The sequence below is a fragment of the Methylobacterium sp. J-030 genome, from assembly GCF_022829545.1.
Taxonomy (GTDB): domain Bacteria; phylum Pseudomonadota; class Alphaproteobacteria; order Rhizobiales; family Beijerinckiaceae; genus Methylobacterium.
On sequence record NZ_JAKSYM010000291.1, the window covers coordinates 1 to 10,429 of the forward strand.

Here is a 10,429-nt window from a genome sequence, read left to right on the forward strand (position 1 = left end):
GTGGCGCACACTCTCACGGCGCTGGGGCGCCATTCAGCATCGCGTCGGAGTCCGACGCTAGCTGATGCAAGCCGGAGGGAACAGACAGATCCGCCCTGCGCCTTAGGCCACAGGGCTTCCCTCAGACTTCCGCGGCCCACCAGCGGCACGCTTCTGCTTGTCGGAAACGACCTCGGCGCGCTCGCCGGCCTTCGCCGAGTTCTTCCGCTGCTGGCCGAGCCCAAGGTTTTTGGCGAGTGCCGAGCTCGGCTCGGAGTAGCTGGCCGCCACGGACGGGTAATCGCTCGGCAGGCCGAAGCGCGTCCGGTACTCCTCCATCGTCATGCCGTTACCGGTGACATGCCGCTTCAGGGTCTTATACGGCTTGCCGTCGATGAAGCTGATCAGTGCGTCCGGGGTGATGGATTTCCGGATCTGGCCAGGGGTGAGCTTTTGGATTGCCGGAGCCTCAGCTGCGCTGCCCTGACCAAGCCCTTTGAGTGCAGCGTGCGTGTTGGCGATAAGCTCTGCCATGTCGCCGGGTCGGACAGAATTTTTCGACACGTAGGCCGAGACGACGTTCGCCGTCAGATCAATGAAATCGACGGCCGAAGCCTCGATGGTCATTACGTTCTCGCTCACGGTGCACCTGATTTTGGAGAAGACAGCACAGTCTGTTGTCGCGCCGCAAAACGCAATACGTTATCTTGAGATATCATTTACTTCAGGCACCGCTGAGATGATGCCAAGCCCCGACCTTGAGCGGTTCGCCACCCTGATCGCCGACAACGTCGTAACGGCCTACGAGCGCGATCGGGATGGAGCGCCGTTCCATCCAACCATGCGTGTGACGGTCGTGTCCGTCTTAGTGCGCAGCCTCCTACTCGTCCTGCCCTCCCCGTCGAGCGATGTTCTCGCGACGGCCTGTAACCGTGGGCTCGACGATGTGGCAGGCGTGATCGAGATCGGAGGCCCTCGGGTCGCGGCGGTCGACCCAGAGGATGGGTCAGTGACGATGCGGCTGGGGTAGGTTGCGGCGGCCGGATCGACCGCGGCAACGCCTTCAAAAGACACAAGGGGTCCAGGTTTTTTGTAGGAGGGCGGGGCATGACAAGGCAGCGCAAGACGACCGTAGAAGCTGCTCAGGTCGAGGAGCCCGAGCTGCCCGAGCCGACCAAGGCGGAAACCGAGTCGGCCCTCACGGTGCATTCCCGGTTCGACGAGCGCAGGCGGCTCGCCCGGATCAAGCTCAAGTCACACGATGATGGCAGCTTCAGCTTCGGCCCCCCGCATTCGTCGGCGGCCATCTGGGCAATCCAGGTCGCCGACGCGATGGGCACGGGATCCGTCGCGTTCGGGCAGCAGCAGGTCCATCACCTCGTGCGGATAGCGCTGGCCGAGCCAGCCAAGGCCGAGAGCGTCGCCAACAGCATGCTCGCCATGGTCCAGTGCGTCGATGCCGAGGACGAGATGGTTGCGCAGCTCGCCGTGCAGATGGCGGCCACCCACCAGACCGCGATGCAGGCCCTCGGCCGGGCAGCTCAGGCGAAGGAGGTCGACGCCATCGACGCTCTGGGCAATCTCGCGAACAAGCTCATGCGCACCTACACCATGCAGGCCGAGGCGCTGGCGAAGATGCGGCGCGGTGGCGAGCAGAAGGTCAAGGTCGAGCACGTCCACGTCTACGAAGGCGGTCAGGCGATCGTCGGGAATGTCACTCATCCCCCCGGGGGGGAGCGGAAAAACGAAAGCCGACCCCATGCACCCACAGAGCCGCGAGCCCTCACATTTGCGCCTGTCGCGCCGGTGCTGTGCCCGGACCCGCAAGGGGATGGCCTGCCAGTCGCCAGCAGTCAGCGGAAAGATGCGGTGCCGGATGCACGGGGGCGCCAAGGGAAGCGGCGGGCCGAGGGGTGAGCGAAATGGATCCTATCGAACCGGGCTGCATACCGGCGAGATGGTCGCGTTCCGCCGGGTGTGCCGAGCGACGATCGCCGGGGCGCGGGGGGCGCTAGACGGGTTGGCATAGGCCGCATCCTGTGTTTCGCGCGCCTTGTGCGGGGGAGTGTCGTCTTTCAAACAATCTTCCTCCAGTTACGCGACAATCTATGCGTGTATATTTCCGGTATAAAAACACGCACAAATTGATATGCTCGACCGACAAGTGCCGAGTGTACTCCACGCTGTGGGGCTGCTGGCAGATGGCAGCCCCCAATTCTAAACTGTGTTGGAGCATGCGCGTTCGAGATGAGGCAGGTTGCCGGGCTCGGGATGCTGAGGGGCCGGCACATGCAATCTCCTGCCAACATGGTCGTCCCACGCTCGCTCATGGTCGAACTCATCGACCTGTTGGGCGATTTCCCACCCGGACAGAACCGGCGGCAAGCCGAGGTGCTCGGGATCCGCTTGGCGGACTTGGAGCAGAGGGCACGCTCGCAAGGGGCGGCCCCAGAGACCGTGGCGGCGATCCAGGGCGCGCGCGTGCTGCTGGATCTGGCGGAACTGCCACCGCTGCCCGCGGCGAACGGAACCAAGGAAGCAACCTTCAGGGGTGATGGTGGTGGGGTGTAAGCTCCACCTTTTCCGCGAGCGCAGCGACAGCGCCGTGGCATCGCGGGAATCGTTGCGCCTGAGGCTTGACTATGGTCTGAAGCCTCCGCTTGACGACTCCTTCAGATCGACGAGTTTCAATCCGATCGAGTGGACCCTGGCATGAACCTCGTCACCATTCTCCTGATCGTGCTGATCGTGCTGGCGCTCGGTGGTGGTGGCTACGGCTACTACGGCGGAGGCTACAACGGCATCGGCGGCATCGGCCTGGGGGGTATCCTGATCATCGTACTGATCGTGCTGCTGGTAACTGGACGGCTCTGACGTGTTCGGGTGAAGGCAAAGAGTGGGTCAGATCGATACAAGCGACCTGCCGCCAGTGCTGTCGAAGCTGCTCGCGCCGTGGTTGGAAGCCATCGAAACATCCGAGATCGGCATGGGTGATCACGTCACGGCGATCGCCGCCCATTCCTTCATGAGCTTGCTTCACAGGATCGAGATGACACCGATGCTGGAGCGGTCGCTCGTCGATGCGCGCGCAGCGACCGACACGCTGGCGGCGGTCCTGGATTACAAGCGCGCCGTGCCGTTGCGGGTCCGCAGAGCGGCGCGTCATGCGATAGCAGCCGTGATCGAAGCTCTGCGCGATGCCACGCCCAACGCAGTCACCAAGGAGCTAGGGCTAGGTTGGTAGCCCACCGGTCGGAACGTCAGCCGACCAAGCTCGTTACCGGCCTAGCTTTGGAGGATCAGACGTGAAGCACATCATTGCCAGAGGGCTGATCGCAGCGGGTCTGCTCGCTATCCCGAGCGTGCCAGCTATCGCTCAGAGCATCGACATCGGACCGGGTGGCGTGCGGGTCGATCCGCGCTCGCCGCGGGAACGTGAGGCTGACGAGATCCGCCGAGAGGAGCGTCGAGAAGAGTTCCGTGAGGAGCGACACGACGCGATCCGGCGTGAGGAGCGTCGGCGCGAGTTCGACGAGGATGGTCCGCCGCGGCCACACGATCGGTACTGAGAACAGCAGCTGAATAGCGAGCGGCGCGGTGTGAGCCCCGCCGTTTTTGTTGTGTGCGGGTAGAGCGCGACGCGAACGGCCAAGCCTGTCGGGTCGATGAACGAGCGACCCAGAACAAATTCAGCGCGCCCAGCTCATTCTCCTGGCATCCGGTCCGGCAAGCCCGGTCCGACGGTTTTAGGAGATCGTGTCATGATCCGCTCCAAGATGATCGGGATGGCCGCGCTGATCGTAGCGGGGCTGACCACTGCTACGACGGCCAATGCGGCTCCGTTCGGGTACGGCCCGCCCGACGGTGGGGTCCTGATCGAGCGTGTCGCCGGCGGCTGTGGCCCAGGCTTTCACCCGAACCCCTGGGGCCATTGCCGTCCCAACGATCGCGGCTGGGGCTATGGTGGTCCGCGCGGCCCATACGGCGACCGACCCGGCTATGGGTATGGCCGGGGCTACGATCGCGGCTATGGCGGCTACGATGGCCCGCGCCGGTTCTACGGTGGGTACTGATCTCAGCGTTCAGGCCAGTTCAGGCAGACCGCTCACCATAGCGGCGCTGCGCTCCTAGGCCTTCCTAAGGGCAATACCAGGCAAGGCACTGGTGACGACCTCGATAGCTTGGGCGGTCACACTCTGCCAACTTTGCCCACTCGCGGGTGCGCGCGTGCGCGGGGCGGTCATGACAGCACCTCGATGCCCGAAGCCCGTTGGGATGCGTTGCCTTCTACGACAGGGCGCATCTGCCGCTGCTCGCCCAGGGTATCCCGATGAACATCATCAGTTGGCTGGTCTCCAAGATCATCCATTTCTTTCTTGGAAGAGGTGCGGAGCGAGGAAGCTCTTCTCTGGCGAAAGAAAGCGAGACAGGAGCTTATGGAACCCAGACCCTGAACAAGGCCGGAAACTTCGATGCCGATTATCGCGACGCCTCGCTGATGCTTAAGATGCGGATGGGCAACCGCTTCCCGGACAATTTCCATGCCCGCGTTGGGTCCGAGTCGAAGAGCGTCCGAGACTACGGCGATGAGCGAGCCGGTGCGATCGACACGGCGTCGGCCACGATAGCCGCAGCCTTGCGCAACGGTGCGACGGTTAGACAGGCGGTTGAAGCAGGCGCGGCGAGCGTGGGTGTCTGATCTGATAGGCAGCTCTCTGCTGCGGCTCTTCACCTCCGCCTCGTGCGGGTCAGTCGACAGGGGGTCATGGCCAACCACCTGTCACACACCGGATGGGGGTTTGGAGTGTTTTGAGGGTTAGTTTCAGCCCTTCACGTAAAACTGTCCTGCTTCTTCCCGCGTGATGGTCATAGGAAACCCTCAAAACCCTCGAAACCCCCATGCGTGCGGTGCCCATGGTCAGAACAGCGGCTCGGCGCGGCGGACGTCGTCTGTGTCGAGGCCTGCGAACGGGTCGGCCGGCTCGGAGCCCCCCACTTGCCGAAGCGAGAACCGATTGCCGTGCTTGCCGTCGATCTTCATCTCGATGCGGTAGCCATCGACCACGCGACCGCTGATTTTTGCCAGCCACTTGCCGAGGCGACGGGTGTTCACCGCGCCGCCATCACCGGCCTGCCGCAGCAGGAGGTCTCGGAACTCGGGTAGGATGAACCCGACTTGATTGAAGTCGATGCTGCCGGTCGGTGCCCGCGCGCAGGCGGTCTTGATAACCGTGTTGGTGGTGTATCCGTCCGAGAGCGTCAGGCTTTCTTGCCAATGGCCGAACAGCTCCCGGATCGCGGACAGTTCCGGATCTTCTTCGCGAGCCTTCTCCATGCTCGCGCACGGATCGGGCTGGCCGAGCCAGATCAGCGGTGCGCGCACTGCCTCGGTCCAATCCTCATAGCTGCCGATCGGACCACACACCTTCGGCGACCCTGCCGCGCGGTAGGCCCGAATGATCGTGAGCACCGCCGCAACGTATCTTCCGCGGTCAGCCTGCACCCGCTCGATCGGGTCGAAGTCGAAGTCCCGCAGCTCGGGCCGCTCGGCCTGGGTATCCAGGGTGCAGAGGACGGTCCGCCGGGTCATGTCGCCCACGAGGATCAAGCCGTTGCCTGTGGCAAACACCGTCGCCCGGCACTCGGTCTCGGGCGCCTCGCTCTTGCCGAGGACGCGCACGCGCACGATCGGCATGTTCGTCATCTGACATAGGGCGTCGCCGCCAAGGTCACCGTTGACGTTGTCGATGCTGATGATCGGCACGCCCTCGCGCAGGAGCGCGCCGAGACGCTTCTCGGTCTCTTCCTCGGTGCGACCCGCGGCAATCACGGGGCACCGGCGGCCGGTGGCGATGACGCTGGCGAGGTCCACCAAGTAGCTCTTGCCGGTGCCCGGGGTGCTGGCGCGGATCGCGTGGAGCGGCGCCGTCGGGAGTGCGCCGCGCACCACCGGCGTCATGAGTGCCGACAAGCCGACGGCCCGGTCCACGTCGCTGACGAACGGGAAGCTGACCAGTAGATCCTCAAGGAGATGCAGCGCCTGTTCGGCTTCCTCGCGTCCCGGACGCTCAAGGATCTCCGGCATCTGAAAACCCGGGTCGAGGGATAGGAACAGCCGGGTCTCGGGGTCGTAGCCGGGGCGGTCGAGGATCGTCCCGTCGGGGCGCAGGGTCGGCGTCGTGATGACGCCGGCGATCGGAGGCAGGCGCCATTTGCCATCGCGGGCGAGCAGCGCGTTCATCACCTCGGCCGGCGGGTTGATCGTGACCCAATCCTTCGACCGGCCGTCGAACCGCTGATAGCGAGCAACCTGCGCCGTGTGATCGGCGAGACTGGCCGCGCACATGGTCTTGAGGCGCGCTACCGTGGTTTGCCGCCCCTTCGATGCCGGGACGCTCTCGATGACGGGCCGGACCAAACTCCCGGACCGGGTGAAGATCGGCATGTGGGCCGCGATGATGGCTTCTTCAGTCTCGACGACGGCTCGGGGCACCTCACCGTTGACGACCTGAATGGCGGGCCGCTCCGCTTGGTCTCCATCGCCGGCACCGGGTGTTGAGGTGCCATTTCCTTCGGTCCCCTGCTGCCGCTCCTCGCGCCCCTGGACCGGAGCTCCGGACCGGGCCTTGCGCTCGGGGAACTCGCGAGGCTTGGCGGACCCTGACGTCAGTCCGGACTCGATGGTCGCGAGCGCGGCGTGCTGGCCGTCATCCTGAACGAGGCCGCTCGCTGCCGCGGCATCATAGAGGCGCCGGGTGGCCGTGCCAGCATCGAGGCGCCCAGCGCCGACGAGCGTGCCGAGCTTGAACGCGGCGGTGTTCAGCGCCTTGTTGCGCTGGCCCCGCGGCGCGGTCGCGACCGCTGCGCACTCTTCCTCGACGGCGCGGGCGATGTAGCTGTCCGGCACATCGTCCATGAAGATGCGCGAGCGCGCACCATTCGGCGGCGGCGGGGCAGACTTCTCGCTGGTCTTCTTTTGCTCGGGTGGGGGTGCAGAAGCGGGCTCGGGCTTCCTGAGGAGGTCGAGCAGCCAGTCGGGCGCGGGCTCGTGCCTGAACGCCAGCTCAGGGCGCTCCAGCCGGTACTCCCGGCCATCAGCCATCCGGCTCGGTGGTGCGATGACGTAGCCACCGGCCCCGCGCACGTCGATACCGGGCGGCAGGCTGCCGGGGCTGTTCGTGATGGTGATGTCCGCCGGGTAGGCGAACAATAGATGGCGCCCGCCGCGAGGGCTGACGTGCGCGTGGGTGGTCGGCACGTAGTCGTGTGCGGCCGCCAGATCACGCCAGGCTGCAAGCCCGTCCGGGTCTCCCGGCTCCTTCGGCACGTCGGGGTCAATCGCGAACACCCCAGCCTCGGGGCCCATGCGCAGGCCGATCATGGCGCGCGGGTACTTGCGCCACCACTCGCGGATCTGTGCTTCATCACGGGTTGCCTTGTTAAGGCCGCCGGTCTTGGGGATCGGCTTGCCGTCTGCATCCTTGTCCCGCGGGACGAGCGGCTGCTTGTCCATCGGATCGCACGGGAACACCGGGAAGCCTCGACGGGCGTAGGCGAGCGCGTGGTCGACCATGCTGGGGGTGTGATCGGTCGGGCGAGCGTTCAATGTCCGCGCTCCTTGACCGAGACGATGATGAGCTGCGCGTTCGGGGCCTCCCTCTGAACAAGGTCGACCCAGTGCATCTCGAATTCTGGCCGGGTTTCGATGATCGTGCCGTTCAGGCCCAGCCCGGCGGCTCCCAGGGCGGGCGTGGCGTAGGCGATCGTCATCGGCTCACCCGCCACGATGCTGACGAAGCGGGACGCGGCGATCACGCGGCGGATCGACTTCCGGTGGAAGCCGGCCGGGCCCATGGCGACGTGCAGGTCATCGCCGATGACGGTGATGAGCGGCCGGCCCTTCGGCAGATCGAACCGGCCAACCTTCTGCGGGACAGTGACCCAGGCGCACCCGCGGTCGCGCACGGCGAGCATGATCGGCTTCAGGTGCGCCGGCGCCGTTTCCAAGTAGGCGTCGATCCGAGCGGCTGTGATGTTGTCGGCGACACGCACGTTCATCGGCCGCCCCCATCAGTCGGGCGCAGCGTCCGCGCAGCCTCGATAGCGGCGAGGATTGCTCGCCCGGCACAGCCGAGGGCATGCACCATCGCAGCCGTGTCCCCGGCATCCGCGAGGCTGCTGGCGGCTTCGGCGTACCGGGCGGCGAGGCCAGCCCGTTCGGCGATTTGGAGATGGGCGAGGGGCGCACCGTCTCCGGCGCGCATGGTGGTGAGAGCGGCCGTCATGCGCGGCAGCTCCAGTGTTCCGGGACCGCGTAGGCGAGGCTCGCGGTCGCGGCGGCTACCGCCGGGGTAAGACCACGCTGGACAAGGCGTCGTACTTGAAGGGCGCCGGGTGTTAGGGCATATCCCTGATTGTCAGCCTGCGAAGCGACAATCTTGGAGAGCCCTGCCTTCGCCCCGCGATTGGCGGGGTTTTTCATGTGTGGGGTCCTGCTGCTGAGCGCCGGCTGGAATGGCGCGGGATGACCGGCCGGCGGGGCTGACCCCGCCAATGGGCGAGGGGTCAGGCGGCGATGGGCTCAGAAGAGCCAGCATGGCGGGTGTCGCAACGCTGAGCTGCGCGCGCCGCGATCGCTTCACGGGCTCGGCGTAGAGCCGCTTCCCGGGCTTCTAAGCCGATAAGGCCGACCTTCTGCAGCAGGGGCTCGGTCGGCACGCGCCACTGCCCGCCCGCGCGGAACGCCTGTGGGAGGTCGCCCGACTCGCAACTGTTGTAGCTCGCGTTCCTACCGAGCCCGTAGAACCGGCCAGCCACGACTGGGCCGGTTGTCGGGTTCTCCAACACTTCAATCCAGTCCTCCGGGGTAGGTCCGTGGGGGCGCGCGGCGATGGTTGCCTTGCGCTTGGCCACTGCTGTCGCCGCCCTCTCAATCGCTCCGCTCATCTGCGCCTCGCATTTGTCATCGGATAAAATGACAGAATGCAAACTCGCGCCTATCGAGGGCGTTGTCAATTACTGTCACCAGGATTATGAGGGATATTGCGGCACAGGAAGGAAAACCGATGGCGACTGCTGAAGAACCTCCGCGGCGTGGCCCGGGCAGGCCACCCAAGGCGCCGGGGAAAGGAACTCGGCGGAACTACGCCTTCCGCATGAGCGACCAGACGCGCGACCTTGTTGTTGAGGCTGCCGACAAGGCGGGCCGATCAATGAGTGAAGAAATTGAGCGCCGTGTGGACCAGAGTTTTCAGACCGCATCTTTGGCGCAGTCGTTGCTCAATGGCAGTGAAAATCTTTATGTAATGGTGTCTCGTATATCGAGCTTAGTTAGCACCATTGAGAATTACACTGATAAATCAGGCGCTCATTTGGGCTCTAAAGATTGGAAGGTTCATGAGCCCACGCGGGCAGCTATTCGAGCCGGGGTCACTCAGCTTGTAGATGATTTGACTGCGCCAGTTCGCAAAGTTGACAGAGACGAATTGGCGGAGATGGCAAGAACACTATCAGCCAATGTTAGCGGCGGGGATAAGCAAGTGTCAGAAACGGATCGACGCAAAATAGAAGAATATGCCCATCTCTCAGCCATCTACAATCTTGAGGCCTTGAGCAAAGTTTTCGCCGGCATATTGAGTGGAACGATCTCCCTAGAAGATGTGAATTCGGCCTTCAGACCCACGTTATAACTGCGACAATCTGCCATAGACAGCGAGAGGGTTGTTTTAATCCTCGAAGGGACGCGTCGGTAAGCTGTTACCTGCGCTGTATATACTTACCTGCGCGAACCTCTACCTTCCAGAACAGGAAAGGGAGGCGCGCAATGCGACCGGCCAATCTCGACACTATTTTGTTGATCCGCCTTGATCGCGGGCTGCGCGCTGCACTTCGTGGCGCCGCTCAGCGCCGGGGTACGAATGCGTCTGCCCTGGTGCGTGCCGCCATCGCGGCGAGCGTCGAGACTGATGCTCCGCCCTCTCCGCCGACCCCGTCCGCCCCGGCGGTCGCAGTGCTGTCGGCGGCCGCCTGATGGGCGCCCCCTACAACAAGGCGACGAAGCGGCCGGCGCGGCTTCCGGCCAAGCGCCCCGACGCCCCTGGCGGCCTCGGCCCGATGATGCAGGCGGCCCTGCAGGCGATGACTTCGCAGGATCTTGCCCCGGCTCGCACCAGCGCCACGAAACCCCAGACCCGCGGCAAGCGCCGCGGCGCTCCATGATGGTGAGCGCCATGGATCGACAGGGCGAGCCACCACCGGGCCGCGCACACAATCGCTCAGCTAGCGAGGGGCAGCTCTCGCAGCGCTGCGCACACGGCGTGACACACGGCTAGATCGTCCTCGGGCTCGCCACCCGACGAGCCGACGCCGCCCACGATCTCATCGCCCACCAGCAGCGGCAACCCGCCCGTCAGTGGCAGGCGTCCCGGGAAGGCGAGAAGCGCCGCGTTCG

At 65.0% G+C, this 10,429-nt stretch carries 17 protein-coding genes; 10 read left to right on the forward strand and 7 right to left on the reverse strand.

Annotated features, from left to right (window positions below; translation table 11 throughout):
• Nucleotides 1–102: 102 nt before the first annotated feature.
• On the reverse strand, nt 103–606 hold the full coding sequence (locus MKK75_RS21815) for a MucR family transcriptional regulator (RefSeq protein ID WP_244044609.1): 504 nt from the start codon (nt 604–606) through the stop codon (nt 103–105).
• Here MKK75_RS21815 and MKK75_RS21820 point away from each other — a divergent pair.
• From MKK75_RS21820 to MKK75_RS21840, 6 genes are all read left to right on the forward strand, one after another.
• Nucleotides 599–1,009, forward strand: a complete 411-nt coding sequence (locus MKK75_RS21820) for a hypothetical protein (protein WP_244044610.1) — start codon at nt 599–601, stop codon at nt 1,007–1,009. The two genes, MKK75_RS21815 and MKK75_RS21820, sit on opposite strands and share 8 nt — an antisense overlap.
• 77 nt (nt 1,010–1,086) lie before the next feature.
• Nucleotides 1,087–1,896, forward strand: coding sequence for a hypothetical protein (locus MKK75_RS21825; RefSeq protein ID WP_244044611.1), 810 nt, complete (start codon nt 1,087–1,089; stop codon nt 1,894–1,896).
• On the forward strand, nt 1,811–2,008 hold the full coding sequence (locus tag MKK75_RS35840) for a hypothetical protein (RefSeq protein WP_279594047.1): 198 nt from the start codon (nt 1,811–1,813) through the stop codon (nt 2,006–2,008). The genes MKK75_RS21825 and MKK75_RS35840 overlap by 86 nt, the downstream gene beginning before the upstream one ends.
• Before the next feature lie 299 nt (nt 2,009–2,307).
• A complete protein-coding gene (locus tag MKK75_RS21830; RefSeq protein WP_244044612.1) occupies nt 2,308–2,550 on the forward strand; it encodes a hypothetical protein in 243 nt (80 codons plus the stop codon).
• Nucleotides 2,551–2,691: 141 nt separating this feature from the next.
• Nucleotides 2,692–2,853 (forward strand): DUF3309 domain-containing protein, encoded by a 162-nt coding sequence (locus tag MKK75_RS21835; protein WP_091713772.1) that lies wholly within the window; start codon nt 2,692–2,694, stop codon nt 2,851–2,853.
• Nucleotides 2,854–2,875: 22 nt separating this feature from the next.
• Nucleotides 2,876–3,223, forward strand: a complete 348-nt coding sequence (locus MKK75_RS21840) for a hypothetical protein (RefSeq protein WP_244044613.1) — start codon at nt 2,876–2,878, stop codon at nt 3,221–3,223.
• 55 nt (nt 3,224–3,278) lie between these two features.
• Here MKK75_RS21840 and MKK75_RS21845 read toward each other — a convergent pair whose 3' ends face one another.
• Complete coding sequence (locus MKK75_RS21845) at nt 3,279–3,536, reverse strand: hypothetical protein (protein ID WP_244044614.1); 258 nt, start codon at nt 3,534–3,536, stop codon at nt 3,279–3,281.
• A gap of 204 nt (nt 3,537–3,740) precedes the next feature.
• Here MKK75_RS21845 and MKK75_RS21850 point away from each other — a divergent pair, with 204 nt between their 5' ends.
• Both MKK75_RS21850 and MKK75_RS21855 read left to right on the forward strand, forming a co-directional pair.
• Entirely contained in the window at nt 3,741–4,052 is a 312-nt protein-coding gene (locus MKK75_RS21850; protein ID WP_244044615.1) for a GCG_CRPN prefix-to-repeats domain-containing protein, read from the forward strand.
• A 257-nt stretch (nt 4,053–4,309) separates the two neighbouring features.
• Entirely contained in the window at nt 4,310–4,678 is a 369-nt protein-coding gene (locus MKK75_RS21855; RefSeq protein ID WP_244044616.1) for a hypothetical protein, read from the forward strand.
• Between the two features lie 219 nt (nt 4,679–4,897).
• Here MKK75_RS21855 and MKK75_RS21860 read toward each other — a convergent pair whose 3' ends face one another.
• The 4 genes from MKK75_RS21860 to MKK75_RS21875 form a co-directional block, all read right to left on the reverse strand.
• A complete protein-coding gene (locus MKK75_RS21860; RefSeq protein ID WP_244044617.1) occupies nt 4,898–7,585 on the reverse strand; it encodes a bifunctional DNA primase/polymerase in 2,688 nt (895 codons plus the stop codon).
• Nucleotides 7,582–8,037, reverse strand: coding sequence for a hypothetical protein (locus MKK75_RS21865; protein WP_244044618.1), 456 nt, complete (start codon nt 8,035–8,037; stop codon nt 7,582–7,584). The genes MKK75_RS21860 and MKK75_RS21865 overlap by 4 nt, the downstream gene beginning before the upstream one ends.
• Nucleotides 8,034–8,264, reverse strand: coding sequence for a hypothetical protein (locus MKK75_RS21870; protein ID WP_244044619.1), 231 nt, complete (start codon nt 8,262–8,264; stop codon nt 8,034–8,036). The genes MKK75_RS21865 and MKK75_RS21870 overlap by 4 nt, the downstream gene beginning before the upstream one ends.
• A gap of 280 nt (nt 8,265–8,544) precedes the next feature.
• On the reverse strand, nt 8,545–8,925 hold the full coding sequence (locus MKK75_RS21875; RefSeq protein ID WP_244044620.1) for a hypothetical protein: 381 nt from the start codon (nt 8,923–8,925) through the stop codon (nt 8,545–8,547).
• A 209-nt stretch (nt 8,926–9,134) separates the two neighbouring features.
• Between MKK75_RS21875 and MKK75_RS21880 the strand changes: the two genes are divergently transcribed.
• Nucleotides 9,135–9,668 (forward strand): hypothetical protein, encoded by a 534-nt coding sequence (locus tag MKK75_RS21880; RefSeq protein WP_244044621.1) that lies wholly within the window; start codon nt 9,135–9,137, stop codon nt 9,666–9,668.
• Between the two features lie 340 nt (nt 9,669–10,008).
• A complete protein-coding gene (locus MKK75_RS21885) occupies nt 10,009–10,197 on the forward strand; it encodes a hypothetical protein (protein WP_244044622.1) in 189 nt (62 codons plus the stop codon).
• Nucleotides 10,198–10,253: 56 nt separating this feature from the next.
• Here the strand turns inward: MKK75_RS21885 and MKK75_RS36415 are convergent, their stop codons facing one another.
• Nucleotides 10,254–10,397: a heme-binding protein gene (locus MKK75_RS36415; RefSeq protein WP_409567601.1), complete on the reverse strand. Its 144-nt coding sequence runs from the start codon at nt 10,395–10,397 to the stop codon at nt 10,254–10,256.
• Nucleotides 10,398–10,429 lie beyond the last annotated feature (32 nt).

Coding starts and splice junctions, on each gene's coding strand:
- MKK75_RS21870 (WP_244044619.1), bottom strand. CDS start 8,264: ATGACGGCCGCTCTCACCACCATGCGCGCCGGAGACGGTGCGCCCCTC.
- MKK75_RS21880 (WP_244044621.1), top strand. CDS start 9,135: ATGAGCGACCAGACGCGCGACCTTGTTGTTGAGGCTGCCGACAAGGCG.
- MKK75_RS21865 (WP_244044618.1), bottom strand. CDS start 8,037: ATGAACGTGCGTGTCGCCGACAACATCACAGCCGCTCGGATCGACGCC.
- MKK75_RS21820 (WP_244044610.1), top strand. CDS start 599: ATGGTCATTACGTTCTCGCTCACGGTGCACCTGATTTTGGAGAAGACA.
- MKK75_RS21830 (WP_244044612.1), top strand. CDS start 2,308: ATGGTCGAACTCATCGACCTGTTGGGCGATTTCCCACCCGGACAGAAC.
- MKK75_RS21875 (WP_244044620.1), bottom strand. CDS start 8,925: ATGAGCGGAGCGATTGAGAGGGCGGCGACAGCAGTGGCCAAGCGCAAG.
- MKK75_RS35840 (WP_279594047.1), top strand. CDS start 1,811: ATGGCCTGCCAGTCGCCAGCAGTCAGCGGAAAGATGCGGTGCCGGATG.
- MKK75_RS21885 (WP_244044622.1), top strand. CDS start 10,009: ATGGGCGCCCCCTACAACAAGGCGACGAAGCGGCCGGCGCGGCTTCCG.
- MKK75_RS21850 (WP_244044615.1), top strand. CDS start 3,741: ATGATCCGCTCCAAGATGATCGGGATGGCCGCGCTGATCGTAGCGGGG.
- MKK75_RS21835 (WP_091713772.1), top strand. CDS start 2,692: ATGAACCTCGTCACCATTCTCCTGATCGTGCTGATCGTGCTGGCGCTC.
- MKK75_RS21815 (WP_244044609.1), bottom strand. CDS start 606: ATGACCATCGAGGCTTCGGCCGTCGATTTCATTGATCTGACGGCGAAC.
- MKK75_RS21855 (WP_244044616.1), top strand. CDS start 4,310: ATGAACATCATCAGTTGGCTGGTCTCCAAGATCATCCATTTCTTTCTT.
- MKK75_RS21825 (WP_244044611.1), top strand. CDS start 1,087: ATGACAAGGCAGCGCAAGACGACCGTAGAAGCTGCTCAGGTCGAGGAG.